This window comes from Pseudomonas fluorescens Q2-87 (assembly GCF_000281895.1).
GTDB lineage: Bacteria > Pseudomonadota > Gammaproteobacteria > Pseudomonadales > Pseudomonadaceae > Aquipseudomonas > Aquipseudomonas fluorescens_S.
The window spans coordinates 1,295,816-1,309,593 of sequence record NZ_CM001558.1 but is presented as its reverse complement, the minus strand read 5'-3'; the positions used below and the strand labels follow the sequence as shown (position 1 = coordinate 1,309,593).

The following is a 13,778-nucleotide window of genomic DNA, read 5'->3' as shown; positions in this document are numbered from 1 at the left end:
TATCAGGGCGCACAACCATTTTGGGGCGGCTTCGCCCCCCAGCGGGAGCAAGCTCCCTCGCTACAGAAGCCCTGCCAGCATTCGGAAACAGGCTCACAGGGTGAAAAAAAGCCGCCAGCGCTTTATAGTGGCCGACCTCCGTTTCATCAAGTAGCCGAGCCCCATGTCCGAGCCACGCAAGATTCTCGTCACCAGCGCCCTGCCCTACGCCAATGGTTCGATTCACCTCGGCCATATGCTGGAATACATCCAGACCGATATGTGGACGCGCTTCCAGAAACATCGCGGCAACCAATGCATCTATGTCTGCGCCGACGACGCCCACGGTTCGGCCATCATGTTGCGCGCGGAAAAAGAAGGCATCACCCCGGAACAACTGATCGCCAACGTCCAGGCTGAACACAGCGCCGACTTTGCCGAGTTCCTGGTGGACTTCGACAATTTCCACTCCACTCACGCCGAAGAAAACCGTGAGCTGTCGAGCCAGATCTACCTGAAGCTGCGTGACGCCGGCCATATCTCCACCCGCTCGGTCACCCAGTATTTCGACCCGGAAAAGAAAATGTTCCTGGCCGACCGCTTCATCAAGGGCACCTGCCCCAAGTGCGGCACCGAAGACCAGTACGGCGACAACTGCGAAAAATGCGGCGCCACCTACGCACCCACCGACCTGAAAGACCCGAAGTCGGCGATTTCCGGCGCCACCCCGGTGCTGAAGGACTCCCAGCACTTCTTCTTCAAGCTGCCGGATTTCCAGCAGATGCTGCAAGCCTGGACCCGCAGCGGCACGCTGCAGGAAGCGGTTGCCAACAAGCTCGCCGAGTGGCTCGATTCCGGCCTGCAGGAATGGGACATTTCCCGCGATGCGCCGTACTTCGGCTTCGAAATTCCCGGTGAGCCCGGCAAATATTTCTACGTATGGCTGGACGCGCCCATCGGCTACATGGCGAGCTTCAAAAACCTCTGCGACCGGACGCCGGAGCTGGACTTCGATGCGTTCTGGGCGAAGGACTCCACTGCCGAGGTGTATCACTTCATCGGCAAGGACATCGTCAATTTCCACGCGCTGTTCTGGCCGGCGATGCTCGAAGGCGCCGGCTATCGCAAACCGACTGGCATCAACGTACACGGCTACCTGACCGTCAACGGCCAGAAAATGTCCAAGTCCCGTGGCACCTTCATCAAGGCCCGGACCTACCTGGATCACTTGTCGCCGGAATACCTGCGCTACTACTACGCGGCCAAGCTTGGCCGTGGCGTCGACGACCTGGACCTGAACCTCGAGGACTTCGTGCAGAAGGTCAACTCCGACCTGGTGGGCAAGGTCGTCAACATCGCCAGCCGCTGCGCCGGTTTCATCCACAAAGGCAACGCGGGCGTGCTGGTGGCCGGCAACGCCGCGCCGGAACTGACCGACGCCTTCCTGGCGGCGGCGCCCAGCATCGCCGAAGCGTATGAAGGTCGTGACTTTGCCCGTGCCATGCGCGAGATCATGGGCCTGGCCGACCGTGCCAACGCCTGGATCGCCGACAAGGCCCCGTGGTCGCTGGCCAAGCAGGAAGGCAAGCAGGACGAAGTCCAGGCCATCTGTGCCCTGGGTATCAACCTGTTCCGCCAGTTGGTGATTTTCCTCAAGCCGGTGCTGCCATTGCTGGCCGCCGATGCCGAGGCGTTCCTCAACGTCGCGCCGCTGACCTGGAACGATCACCAGACGCTGTTAAGCAACCATCAGTTGAACGAGTTCAAGCCGTTGATGACCCGTATCGACCCCGCCAAGGTGCAAGCCATGACCGACGCCTCCAAGGAAGACCTCACCGCCAGCCAGACCGACACCGGCGCCCCGGCCGGAAACGGCGAGTTGGCCAAGGACCCGTTGTCGCCGGAAATCGAATTCGACGCGTTTGCCGCCGTTGACCTGCGCGTAGCGCTGATCGTCAAGGCCGAGGCCGTAGAAGGTGCCGACAAACTGCTGCGCCTGACCCTGGACATCGGCGATGAGCAACGCAACGTGTTCTCGGGCATCAAGAGCGCCTATCCGGATCCAGCCAAGCTCGAGGGCCGGCTGACCATGATGATCGCCAACCTCAAGCCGCGCAAAATGCGCTTCGGTATTTCCGAAGGCATGGTCATGGCAGCGGGCCCCGGCGGTGAGGAAATCTACCTGCTGAGCCCCGACAGCGGCGCCAAGCCGGGCCAGCGGATCAAGTAACACGGTTGCGTGCTGCACCGATCCCACAGTCGCCTTGCAGGCGGCTGTGGGATTTTCATATCTGGCCCACGCTCCTCGGGTGCCGGATAATGCCTAATCTTGCAACAGGCCCTTTGTCGCCAACACGCCCATGACCGAAATCCTCCTCACGCTGTTCAGCGCTGCCCTGATCAACAACCTGGTGTTGCATTGGCCGCTGGGCGTCGATCCGCTGCTGGCGACCAACGGTAGGAGGAAAATGCATGCCTTGGGCCTGGCGACGGCGTGCCTGATGTTGGTTGTCGGCACCCTGGGTTATCTGGTCGATCACGGGGTGCTGGCGCCGACGAGCCTGACCTCGCTGCGCCTGCTGGCGTGGCTGTGCTTGAACGTATTGCTGATCGGCCCCTTGCTGCGCCTGTTGGCGCGCTGGCTGCCAGCGCTGCCGTTCGAGGGGTTGTGGCCATTGCTGCTCGGCAATGCCGGCGTACTGGGCGTCACGCTGCTCAACGGCCAGGATGACCGAGGCCTGGGCCACGCCATGGCGCTGAGCCTGGGTGCCGGGCTGGGCTTCTGGTTGGTGCTGAGCCTGTTCGACGATCTGCGCCGGCGCACTTTGAATAACGATATTCCCTTGCCCTTTCGGGGCCTGCCGATCCAATTGATCAGCGCCGGACTGATGGCGGTGGCATTTCTGGGTTTGCGCGGTCTGGTCAAAACATGAGCCTGATTCAACGTATCGACGCCCTGCTGCCGCAGACCCAATGCGGCAAATGCGGTCACCCTGGCTGCAAGCCCTACGCCGAAGGCATCGCCCAGGGCGAGCCGATCAACAAATGTCCACCCGGCGGTCAGGAAACCATCGCCGCCCTGGCCGACCTGATGAAGATACCGGTGCTGGAACTGGACACCAGTCGCGGTTCAGCCCCGGCGCAAATCGCCTTCATTCGCGAGGCTGAATGCATCGGCTGCACCAAGTGCATCCAGGCCTGCCCGGTGGACGCAATTGTCGGCGCGGCCAAGCTGATGCATACCGTTCTCATCGACGAATGCACAGGCTGCGATCTCTGCGTGGCGCCCTGCCCGGTCGACTGCATCGAAATGCGGCCCTTGCCAGTGGCGACCGTGGTGCCGATTGTCGCAGGCTTGGCCTTCAGCCTGGAAGAACAGCAGGCACGCGCCGTCAAGCGCAACCACGCCCGGCGGCGGTTCGAACAACGCAATGCGCGCCTGCGCCGCGAAGAAGAGCAGCGTCAGGCTGAACGCCTGGCCCGCTCCCAGCGCGCCGCCCAGGCTCAAACCCAGGCCCTGGATCCGGTGCAAGCGGCACTGGAGCGCGTGCGTGCGCAAAAAGCCGCCACTGCCGATGCTGCCCTGAAAAAAGCCAAGGTCGACCTGGCCATGAGCCGGGCACAGTTGAACAAATCCTTGAAAGCCTTCGGCCACCCGCCGACCTTCGAGCAGCAATCGCAATTGATCGTCCTGCAGCGTCAGTTCGAAGCAGCGGAACAAGCCCTGGCGCAGCTCGAGAGCGCCGCGTCGCCCGTGGCCCAAACCGTGGCACCGGTACAAAGTGCCGAGCTGAAGCGGGCCAAGATCCAACTGGCGATGCGCCGCGCCGAACTCAGCAAGGCCCGGACGGCGGCCGCATCGGATGAGCAGGTGCAGGCGTTGGAGCAAGCCGTGAAGGACGCCGAACGCCAGGTGGACGCTCATGCCACGGCCTGAGCCGCTGGACGAACGGCTGCGGCCAACGATGCAGCGCGTGCTGCTGGCGACGGTGCCCGGCGGGCTGGCATTGCTGTGGTTCCAAGGCTGGGGCATCGCGCTCAACCTGATATTGGCCGGGCTCACCGCACTGGCGGTCGAAGCACTGATGTTGCGTCTGCGCCGCCGTCCCCTCACACCCGATCTGAACGACGGCAGCGCGCTGGTCAGCGCCACGCTGCTGGCCCTGGCCTTGCCGGCCTATTGCCCTTGGTGGCTGACCGTCACAGCGGCCGCCTGCGCCTTGCTGTTTGGCAAGCACCTGTGGGGCGGTGTCGGCGCCAACCCCTTCAACCCGGCGATGCTCGGATACGCGCTGGTGCTGGTGGCATTCCCCGCCCACATGAGCCAATGGCCGGCGGCCCATGGCGTGGGTTTGCTGGACGGCTTGCAGCAGGTGTTCGGCGCTCAGCAAACGCCGGATGCCTGGGCCGGAGCCACCGCTCTGGATACCCTGCGAATCAACCGGAGCCTGACGGTCGACGAGCTGTTCGCCCACGATCCGGCATTCGGGCGCTTCGGTGGCCTGGGCAGCGAGTGGGTCAATCTGGGGTTCCTGGTTGGGGGGGTGTTCCTGCTGCAGCAACGGGTGTTCAGCTGGCACGCGCCGGTGGGCATGCTCGGCAGCTTGTTTATCGTCAGCCTGCTGTGCTGGAACGGCTCGGGTTCCGATTCCCATGGCTCACCGCTGTTTCATCTGTTCACGGGCGCGACCATGCTCGGAGCGTTTTTCATCGCGACCGAACCGGTCTCGGGCGCCAAGGCCCCCTTCGCACGGCTGTTATTTGGCGCCGGCATGGGCTTGCTGGTCTATCTGATCCGCACCTGGGGAGGCTATCCCGACGGCGTAGCATTTGCCGTGTTGTTGATGAACCTTGCCGTACCAGCCTTGGAGCGATTTGCCGAGGCGCGACAACGGCGGCAACCGGCATGAAGCATCCCGGCGGCGTGGCAATCCTCATTCTCTTGATCGCCCTGGGGATCGGTGCCACTTACTTCACGCACATCGGCACGGCCGGACGTATCGAGGCCCAACAGCACGCTATCGCCAACAGGAGCGTGCTCGAGGTACTGCCGGCCGACCGCTATGACAATCAGCCGCTGGCCCAGCCTGTGCTGACAGGTCCGCTGGCCTTGGCCCATAGCACGCTACTGAGCGGTTACCTCGCCACACGCAACGGCCAGCCCAGCGCCGTGTTGTTGCGCAGCCAGGCGCCAGGCTACGAAGGCAGCATCGAACTGCTGATCGCCATTGACCCGTTGGGTCGGTTGCTTGGAGTGAAAACCCTGCGCCAGTCCGAAACGCCCGGATTGGGCGCGGCGATTGCCGGTTGGCCGAACGCCTGGTTGCAGGCCTTTACCGGAAAATCACGGCAGGCGCCCGAGGACAGCGGTTGGGCCTTGAGCAAAGACGCGGGGCAGTTCGATCAGATCGCCGGCGCGACCGTGACCTCTCGAGCCGTGCTGCAGGCGGTTCATGATGCGTTGCGTTATTTTGACGAGCACAAGGCTCAATTGACCGGAGTGGCTGCAAATGAGTAAGCAATGGGTACTGACGCAGGGCCTGCTGCTCGTCCCGTTGGTCGGCGCGAGCGACTCGTTCGCCGGTGCACTGGGGTTATGGCTGGCCTGGACGTTGGTCATCCTCGGCCACGGCTCGGTGATGGGGCTGATTCGGCCCCGCCTGACTACGTATCAGCGGCTGCTCGCCTCGGTCGTGCTGGCCGCCACCCTGGCCACTTGTGCAGGCTTTGCCGTACAGGCCGGGGCGCTGGAAATGTTTCAACCGCTGAGCCTTTATTTTGGCTGGATCGCCTTGAGTTGCGTAGTGCTGGAGCATGAGGGTTTCTTCGCTGAATCCTCCCTGCCCGCGCGCCTCAGGCTGGTCGGGCTGTTTGGCCTGTGGATGACAGGGCTGGGAGCCTTGCGCGAGCTGACCGGCAGCAACATCCCCATGATCTTGCTCGCACCGGGCGGGTTCATTCTGCTGGGCCTGCTATTGGCTGCACACCAGGCCTGGACAACCGTCGCCCCCCATTCAATCGTCGAGGAAAAGCCGCGCCCATGAACGCCGCAAAACGCCTGGAAATATTCCGTCGCTTTCACGAGGACAACCCGGAACCGAAAACCGAACTGGCCTATTCTTCGCCGTTCGAATTGTTGATCGCGGTCATCCTGTCGGCCCAGTCCACCGATGTCGGGGTCAACAAGGCAACGGCCAAGCTGTTCCCAGTGGCCAATACGCCGGAAACGATCTACGCCCTGGGCGTCGAAGGCCTGTCCGAGTACATCAAGACCATCGGCCTGTTCAACAGCAAGGCCAAGAACGTGATCGAAACCTGCCGCCTGTTGATCGAACGCCACGGCGGTGAGATCCCGCAGACGCGTGAAGCATTGGAAGCCCTGCCCGGCGTCGGTCGCAAAACTGCCAACGTGGTACTCAACACCGCATTCCGGCAACTGACCATGGCGGTCGACACTCATATCTTTCGCGTCAGCAACCGGACCGGGCTGGCCCCAGGGAAGAATGTGGTGGAGGTGGAGAAAAAACTGCTGAAATTCGTTCCCAAGGAGTTCCTGCTGGACTCCCACCACTGGCTCATCCTCCACGGACGCTACGTCTGCCTGGCACGCAAGCCCCGCTGCGGCAGCTGCCGAATCGAGGATTTATGCGAATACAAGCACAAGACGTCCGACGATTGAGGCGCTATTGGTTTAATTGATCCATCGATTGAAAAAATCTTTTTTACCCGCCCGTGGTTTATCGATATAAGGAGCGCCAATGGCAGTCTTAGCCTGGAGTCGAACCCATGAGTGCTGGTAAAGAACAACTGGATGTGGAAGACGAATTCATCGCCGTTGAGGCCGACGACGTGGAACCTGTGGTCGTGGAAGTGGCGAAAACCAACCTGAGTAAACGCCGCACCATCGATAATCTGCTCGAAGAGCGCCGCTTGCAGAAGCAACTGGCCGATTACGACTTTGATCTCTGACACGTAAAAGCCTCCCTGATGGAGGCTTTTTACTGAATACGCGCTATCTGGGGCTCACACCAAACCATTACGTTGCGCCAGCTCGATCAGATCGACCAACGAGCGTGCGTTGAGCTTCAATAACAAGCGCGTCTTGTAAGTACTGACGGTCTTGTTGCTCAAGAACATGCCATCGGCAATTTCCTTATTGGTTTTTCCGCGAGCCAATTGCTGCAGGACCATCATTTCCCGTCCCGATAGGCGATCAACCATATCGGACTCGCTGGCGTTACCCAGACTTGAACGCACTGTATGCAGCGCCTGGTTGGGGAAATAACTGTAGCCCGACAGGACCGCCTTGATCGCACTCAATAATTCAGTCAGGTCCTGTTGCTTGCATACATAACCGGCGGCCCCCGTTTGCATGCATCGCATCGAGAAATGCCCGGGTGCCTGGGAGGTCAGTACCAACACTTTCAATGGTGAAGGGTTGGCGGTCAAGCGGGCAATAACCTCCAATCCGTCAAGTTTCGGAATGCCTATATCGAGAATGACAATATCGGGCGCCAGGTCGCGGGCGAATTGTAACGCATCGACGCCGTTATCCGTTTCGGCAACAACTTCATAACCATGACGCTCCATCAGCAAACGTACAGCAAGACGAATGACGGGATGATCATCCACGATCAGCACTTTATTCATGGGCAAATCCAACTTCGCTGTTCGAATTTTTAGAGCACGCACAATAGCCTAGTCATTTCTACCTTGGCATGCTGCCCCCCCCTGACCGCTCGCACCGAGAGACGCAACCTACAAGCTATACAGAAAAATCCTACAAATTACCCCGAAAAAAATGTGACATGAATTTGTCTGGCGAGGGGGAGCGAGTCTTCTTCATCACCCGTTGCCCCTACGGGTCGTGTGCTCTTTGATCGCCAAACCCGGCCGCGAGCAACCCGATAAAACAATTTCATTCATAAAGCGTAACTGAATTATTTACCGGCCATGCCACTTCCAATGCACTTCCAGCACCGAAACTCATATATAAAACAGACGTCACTCGAACCATACTTCTTACTCAACACGGCCAGTCTAACCTGTGCCTACACTCGATCAACCACAGCCACTTCCAATTCATTCACGAGCCAGAACAATCCATGAGCCACCACCATGAACAAACCCTTGAAGACCATTACCAACCCCATGACACTTATCGCGATATTCGCAACTTTATCCGAAACTTCCGCGGCGATTTCCCTGCCCTTTCTCGATGACGACGATCGTGAATACTATCTTTGGTTCTTGATCAGTTTTCCGTTCTATCTGTTGCTGCTTTTTTTCATCACACTGAACTTCAACTATCGCTCCCTCTATTCGCCCTCGGATTTTCGCAAGAGCAAGCATTTCATCAGAACCATGGCTGACTCGACTTCCCGGCGTAAACGAATGCTGCGCAGGACCGCCCAGGCCAAGGCATCATTGCTCCCACATCGAGGTCGAAAACAGCCACTGCGGGTCATTTGTATTGTCTGCAGCCAATCGCAACCCCCGACCGAGGCTTGTCATTCAAAACCGGTCGCAGGCGCCACGGACGTCATCGTGTACATCATCTACAACTATGCGGGCACCAAGGCGGGTGTACACGCGGGTGAGCGGCCACTGGACGGTGCCGCGGCAGACGAGCGACCTGCGCACCAATAGGCACCCCAAAAAAACGGCCTGCTCAAAGGCAGGCCGTTTCTCGTATCACCCGGGTCAGAACAGCTTGCGACCCTTGTTCGCCGCGATGCGCATGCGCAGGGCGTTGAGCTTGATGAAGCCGGCCGCGTCGGCCTGGTTGTACGCACCGCCGTCTTCTTCGAAGGTCGCGATGTTGGCATCGAACAGCGAGTCGTCGGACTTGCGCCCGGTCACGATCACGTTGCCCTTGTACAGCTTCAGGCGCACGACACCGTTCACGTTGGTCTGGGAGGCGTCGATCATCTGTTGCAGCATCAGGCGCTCAGGGCTCCACCAGTAGCCGGTGTAGATCAGGCTCGCATACTTGGGCATCAGCTCATCCTTGAGGTGAGCCACTTCGCGGTCCAGGGTGATCGATTCGATCGCCCGGTGAGCGCGCAGCATGATGGTGCCGCCCGGGGTTTCGTAGCAGCCACGGGACTTCATGCCGACATAGCGGTTCTCGACGATGTCCAGGCGACCGATACCGTGTTCGCCACCGATGCGGTTCAGCGTAGCCAGCACAGTGGCCGGGCTCATTTCCACGCCGTCGAGGGCGACGATATCGCCGTTGCGATAGGTCAGCTCAAGGTATTGCGGAGCATCCGGGGCTTTCTCCGGGGAGACGGTCCAGCGCCACATGTCTTCTTCGTGCTCGGTCCAGGTGTCTTCCAGCACGCCGCCTTCATAGGAGATGTGCAGCAGGTTGGCATCCATCGAGTACGGGGATTTCTTCTTGCCGTGACGCTCGATCGGGATCGCATGTTTCTCGGCGTAGTCCATCAGCTTTTCACGGGACAGCAGGTCCCACTCGCGCCATGGGGCGATGACTTTCACACCCGGCTTGAGGGCATAGGCACCCAATTCGAAACGTACCTGGTCGTTGCCTTTGCCGGTGGCGCCGTGGGAAATGGCGTCGGCGCCGGTTTCGTTGGCGATTTCGATCAGGCGCTTGGCGATCAGCGGACGGGCGATGGACGTACCCAGCAGGTACTCTCCTTCGTAAACGGTGTTGGCGCGGAACATCGGGAACACGAAGTCGCGGACGAATTCTTCGCGCAGGTCGTCGATGTAGATCTCTTTGACGCCCATGGCCTGAGCCTTGGCGCGTGCAGGTTCAACTTCTTCGCCCTGCCCCAGGTCAGCGGTGAAGGTCACCACTTCGCAGTTATAAGTGTCCTGCAGCCACTTGAGGATCACCGAAGTGTCCAGGCCGCCGGAATACGCCAGAACGACCTTGTTTACGTCCGCCATGCCATCACTCCACGGGTTGTACGGAAAGCCGGGAAGTCTAACGTCCAGCGCGGATAATTTACAGGGGCGCGACAGCTTATGACGACGAAGCGACAGATTATGTCGATTGCGCGACGATCAATCTCGAATCAGGAGGTGCGCGCGGTCGCCGGGGCGGGCGTCGCAGCGGGAGCCTTGACTGGCGCCGCAGCCGGGGCCGGAACCTTCGCTGGCGCCGCTGTTGGCGCGGGCTGCGGCGCTGGCGTGGCCGGCACCTGGGTCACCGCCACGCGCTCCAGGCGCACGGCCACTCGCCGGTTCTTGGCCCGGTTGGCGGCGTTGGTATTGGGTACCAAGGGATAACGTTCGCCATGGAAACGCAAGGTGATCTGCGATTCCTGAAAACCGTTGGCCTTGAAAAAATCCTGCACCGCCAGGGCCCGGCGGCGTGACAACTCGCGGTTAGTCAGGCGATTGCCGCTGTTGTCGGAATGACCGTCAAGCTCGATGTGGTTGACGCTCGGGTCGGCCTTGATGAAGTCGAGCATCACCTGCAACTGGGCCTTGGCCCGTGCATCGAGCTCGACTTCTTCGCCAGGGAAACCGATCTGGGTCTGTTTCACCTGCTCGAAATTTTTCGGCAGCAGTTTCGCCACGCAGCCTTGATAGTCGTTGAAAGCCTTATTGAAACGTACAGGCAGCAACCGGACCTCCGACACCCGTCCGTCCTCGGTGTTGCGGCGCACGACCGGGCTACGGCCCTCCATCAACCCGCTGATCAAGCGACCAGCCTGGATCTGCGAGCTGTTGAACAGCACGTCGCCGCTGCCAATGCTGACCGACCCCAAGTTGATATCGCCCCGCCCCGGTTGCCACGGCGCAGCGGCCGCCAGCAAGGTAGCGGAACCGCCGCCGAGCATCGGGTTGTAAGCCTTGAGGCGGAACGTGGCCTGCTCGCCTGCCCGGCGCACGAATTCACCGCTGCCGAAATCGGTGATCGGCTGGCTCAGCCGGCACTCGAACTTGTCGCCTTCGACCGTCCACTCAATGCTCTCCAGACGGGTCTGGAAAGTGAGCGCCATGGCAGGAAAACTGGCAAACACACTGAGCAAGGCTAGATAACGCTGGCGCACGGGAGGCTCCACTGGCTTTTATACAAAAAATCGACTCGCGCTGAGAGTAAGACGCAGGTCCTCGGCGCTGCACGGATTCATGGCGCACCTATAGGCTCTATCGGTCACTGGGGCCAGAACTTGATAGCGGGTGCCTGAATCGGTCTTTTCCGGTAGCATTCCCCAGAGTTTGACCCGCCTGGAAGCCCCCCAATGTCCAACCGCCTGACCCTGCTGCGTCCCGACGACTGGCATATTCATCTTCGCGATGGTGCTGTGTTGACCCATACCGTCGCCGATGTCGCGCGTACCTTCGGGCGCGCAATCATCATGCCTAACCTGGTTCCGCCAGTGCGCAACGCCGCCGAGGCCGATGGCTATCGGCAGCGCATCCTTGCCGCGCGCCCGGCCGGCAGCCGCTTCGAGCCGCTGATGGTGCTTTACCTCACCGACCGCACCCAGCCCGAAGAGATCCGCGACGCCAAGGCCAGCGGCTTTGTCCACGCCGCCAAGCTGTACCCTGCCGGCGCGACCACCAACTCCGATTCCGGCGTCACCAGCATCGACAAGATCTTCCCGGCGCTGGAGGCCATGGCCGAAGTGGGAATGCCCTTGCTGATCCACGGTGAAGTGACGCGCGGCGACGTCGACGTATTCGACCGCGAGAAAATCTTCATCGACGAGCACATGCGCCGCGTCGTGGAGCGTTTCCCGACACTCAAGGTGGTTTTCGAACACATCACCACCGGTGACGCCGTGCAGTTCGTCAACGAGGCCTCGGCCAACGTCGGCGCGACCATTACCGCGCATCACCTGCTGTACAACCGCAACCACATGCTGGTCGGCGGAATCCGGCCGCACTTCTACTGCCTGCCGATTCTCAAGCGCAACACCCATCAGGAAGCCCTGCTGGACGCCGCCACCAGCGGCAGCGCCAAGTTCTTCCTCGGTACGGACTCGGCGCCCCACGCCCAGCATGCCAAGGAAGCCGCTTGCGGCTGCGCCGGCTGCTACACCGCCTATGCCGCCATCGAGCTGTATGCCGAGGCGTTCGAACAGCGCAACGCGCTGGACAAGCTCGAAGGCTTCGCCAGCCTGCATGGCCCGCGTTTCTATGGCCTGCCGGTGAACACCGATCGTATTACCCTGGTCCGCGACGAGTGGACCGCCCCCGCCAGCCTGCCGTTCGGCGAGCTGGCTGTCATCCCGCTGCGCGCCGGTGAAAAACTGCGCTGGCGCCTGCTGGAGGAAAACGCGTGAGTGAAGATCATTTCGACGAAGAACTGGACGGCAACGGTGGTTCGGGCGGCGCCCGTCACCCCATGGCGGCCCGGTTCCGCGGCTATCTGCCCGTTGTCGTCGATGTAGAAACCGGCGGCTTCAACTCCGCCACCGACGCCTTGCTGGAAATTGCCGCGACCACCATCGGCATGGACGAAAAAGGCTTCGTGTTCCCTGACCACACCTATTTCTTCCGCGTCGAACCGTTCGAAGGCGCCAACGTTGAAGCCGCCGCGCTGGAGTTCACCGGGATCAAGCTCGATCACCCACTGCGCATGGCGGTGAGCGAAGAGACGGCCCTGACCGACATCTTCCGGGGCGTGCGCAAGGCGCTGAAGGCCAACGGCTGCAAGCGGGCCATCCTGGTCGGCCATAACAGCAGCTTCGACCTGGGCTTCCTCAACGCCGCTGTCGCGCGCCTGGACATGAAGCGCAACCCGTTCCACCCGTTCTCCAGCTTCGACACCGCGACCCTGGCCGGCCTGGCGTATGGCCAGACGGTATTGGCCAAGGCCTGCCAGGCAGCGGACATCGATTTTGATGGCCGTGAAGCTCACTCGGCCCGCTACGACACCGAAAAGACCGCCGAGCTGTTCTGCGGCATCGTCAATCGGTGGAAGCAGATGGGTGGGTGGCAGGATTTCGACGACTGACCTAAAGCCTGGCTCTTTGTGGCGAGGGAGCTTGCTCCCGCTTGAGTGCGCAGCGCTCACAAGATCTTGGGGGCGGCTGCGCCACCCAGCGGGAGCAAGCTCCCTCGCCACGGGGGGCTGTGTTTTCATTTTGAAGTCCCATAAAAAACCGGCCCATCGAGGGCCGGTTTTTTTATGCCTTGTGCGCTTACAGCTTGTCGCCGTGCTCGCCCAGGTAAGCAGCAACGCCTTCAGGCGATGCGGTCATGCCCTTGTCGCCTTTTTTCCAGTTGGCAGGGCAAACTTCGCCGTGCTCTTCGTGGAATTGCAGTGCATCGACCAGGCGGATCAGCTCTTCCATGTTACGGCCCAGCGGCAGGTCGTTGATGATCTGCGAACGGACAACGCCCTTGTCGTCGATCAGGAACGCGCCACGGAAGGCCACGCCGCCTTCGGACTCAACGTCGTAGGCCTTGGCGATTTCGTGCTTCATGTCGGCAGCCATGGTGTATTTCACCTGACCGATGCCGCCACCGTTGATTGGGGTGTTGCGCCAGGCGTTGTGAGTGAAATGCGAGTCGATCGAGACAGCGATCACTTCAACGTTGCGTGCCTTGAAGTCATCCATGCGGTGATCCAGTGCGATCAGCTCGGATGGGCAGACGAAGGTGAAGTCCAGCGGGTAAAAGAACACCAGGCCGTATTTGCCTTTGATGGCCGAGGACAGGGTGAAGCTGTCGACGATTTCGCCGTTGCCCAGGACGGCTGGGACGGTGAAGTCAGGGGCTTGTTTGCCTACGAGTACGCTCATTGGATATCTCCTGGTGTAATAACGTGAAAACAAGGTCCGGGCCAGCCTGCCACCCTCAGGCGA

Annotated in this window: 14 protein-coding genes and 1 pseudogene; 11 read left to right on the top strand and 4 right to left on the bottom strand. The window is 60.8% G+C overall.

Annotated elements, in window-relative coordinates:
* Window positions 1–163 precede the first annotated feature (163 nt).
* The 8 genes from metG (at window position 164) to PFLQ2_RS21785 (ending at window position 6,948) form a co-directional block, all read left to right on the top strand.
* A complete protein-coding gene (gene metG, locus PFLQ2_RS21750) occupies window positions 164–2,209 on the top strand; it encodes a methionine--tRNA ligase (RefSeq protein WP_003178732.1) in 2,046 nt (681 codons plus the stop codon).
* A 130-nt stretch (window positions 2,210–2,339) separates the two neighbouring features.
* On the top strand, window positions 2,340–2,912 hold the full coding sequence (locus PFLQ2_RS21755) for an Rnf-Nqr domain containing protein (RefSeq protein WP_003178730.1): 573 nt from the start codon (window positions 2,340–2,342) through the stop codon (window positions 2,910–2,912).
* On the top strand, window positions 2,909–3,916 hold the full coding sequence (gene rsxB / locus PFLQ2_RS21760; protein WP_003178728.1) for an electron transport complex subunit RsxB: 1,008 nt from the start codon (window positions 2,909–2,911) through the stop codon (window positions 3,914–3,916). The genes PFLQ2_RS21755 and rsxB overlap by 4 nt, the downstream gene beginning before the upstream one ends.
* Window positions 3,903–4,889 carry an RnfABCDGE type electron transport complex subunit D gene (locus tag PFLQ2_RS21765; protein ID WP_003178726.1) on the top strand — a complete coding sequence of 329 codons (987 nt, stop codon included), beginning with the start codon at window positions 3,903–3,905 and terminating at the stop codon, window positions 4,887–4,889. Before rsxB ends, PFLQ2_RS21765 begins: the two co-directional genes overlap by 14 nt.
* On the top strand, window positions 4,886–5,497 hold the full coding sequence (locus tag PFLQ2_RS21770; RefSeq protein WP_003178724.1) for an RnfABCDGE type electron transport complex subunit G: 612 nt from the start codon (window positions 4,886–4,888) through the stop codon (window positions 5,495–5,497). The genes PFLQ2_RS21765 and PFLQ2_RS21770 overlap by 4 nt, the downstream gene beginning before the upstream one ends.
* Window positions 5,490–6,023 (top strand): Rnf-Nqr domain containing protein, encoded by a 534-nt coding sequence (locus tag PFLQ2_RS21775; protein WP_003178722.1) that lies wholly within the window; start codon window positions 5,490–5,492, stop codon window positions 6,021–6,023. Before PFLQ2_RS21770 ends, PFLQ2_RS21775 begins: the two co-directional genes overlap by 8 nt.
* Complete coding sequence (gene nth, locus PFLQ2_RS21780) at window positions 6,020–6,658, top strand: endonuclease III (protein WP_003178720.1); 639 nt, start codon at window positions 6,020–6,022, stop codon at window positions 6,656–6,658. The genes PFLQ2_RS21775 and nth overlap by 4 nt, the downstream gene beginning before the upstream one ends.
* 107 nt (window positions 6,659–6,765) lie before the next feature.
* Window positions 6,766–6,948 carry a PA3496 family putative envelope integrity protein gene (locus PFLQ2_RS21785; RefSeq protein ID WP_003178717.1) on the top strand — a complete coding sequence of 61 codons (183 nt, stop codon included), beginning with the start codon at window positions 6,766–6,768 and terminating at the stop codon, window positions 6,946–6,948.
* Between the two features lie 54 nt (window positions 6,949–7,002).
* On the opposite strand, the gene PFLQ2_RS21790 is transcribed toward PFLQ2_RS21785, so the two are convergent.
* Window positions 7,003–7,629 carry a response regulator transcription factor gene (locus PFLQ2_RS21790; RefSeq protein WP_003178715.1) on the bottom strand — a complete coding sequence of 209 codons (627 nt, stop codon included), beginning with the start codon at window positions 7,627–7,629 and terminating at the stop codon, window positions 7,003–7,005.
* A gap of 468 nt (window positions 7,630–8,097) precedes the next feature.
* Between PFLQ2_RS21790 and PFLQ2_RS28600 the strand changes: the two are divergent.
* A pseudogene (locus tag PFLQ2_RS28600) lies at window positions 8,098–8,347 on the top strand (hypothetical protein); the annotation flags it as partial.
* A 335-nt stretch (window positions 8,348–8,682) separates the two neighbouring features.
* Here the strand turns inward: PFLQ2_RS28600 and PFLQ2_RS21800 are convergent.
* Both PFLQ2_RS21800 and PFLQ2_RS21805 read right to left on the bottom strand, forming a co-directional pair.
* The gene (locus tag PFLQ2_RS21800) at window positions 8,683–9,900 is read right to left on the bottom strand and encodes an argininosuccinate synthase (protein WP_003178711.1); all 1,218 of its coding nucleotides are present in this window, start codon (window positions 9,898–9,900) and stop codon (window positions 8,683–8,685) included.
* A 128-nt stretch (window positions 9,901–10,028) separates the two neighbouring features.
* The gene (locus PFLQ2_RS21805; protein WP_003178710.1) at window positions 10,029–11,012 is read right to left on the bottom strand and encodes a flagellar protein MotY; all 984 of its coding nucleotides are present in this window, start codon (window positions 11,010–11,012) and stop codon (window positions 10,029–10,031) included.
* A gap of 192 nt (window positions 11,013–11,204) precedes the next feature.
* Between PFLQ2_RS21805 and pyrC the strand changes: the two genes are divergently transcribed.
* Both pyrC and rnt read left to right on the top strand, forming a co-directional pair.
* Entirely contained in the window at window positions 11,205–12,251 is a 1,047-nt protein-coding gene (pyrC, locus tag PFLQ2_RS21810) for a dihydroorotase (RefSeq protein WP_003178709.1), read from the top strand.
* The gene (gene rnt / locus PFLQ2_RS21815; RefSeq protein ID WP_003178708.1) at window positions 12,248–12,925 is read left to right on the top strand and encodes a ribonuclease T; all 678 of its coding nucleotides are present in this window, start codon (window positions 12,248–12,250) and stop codon (window positions 12,923–12,925) included. The genes pyrC and rnt overlap by 4 nt, the downstream gene beginning before the upstream one ends.
* Before the next feature lie 187 nt (window positions 12,926–13,112).
* Here rnt and PFLQ2_RS21820 read toward each other — a convergent pair whose 3' ends face one another.
* Complete coding sequence (locus PFLQ2_RS21820) at window positions 13,113–13,715, bottom strand: peroxiredoxin (protein WP_003178707.1); 603 nt, start codon at window positions 13,713–13,715, stop codon at window positions 13,113–13,115.
* Window positions 13,716–13,778: the final 63 nt, after the last annotated feature.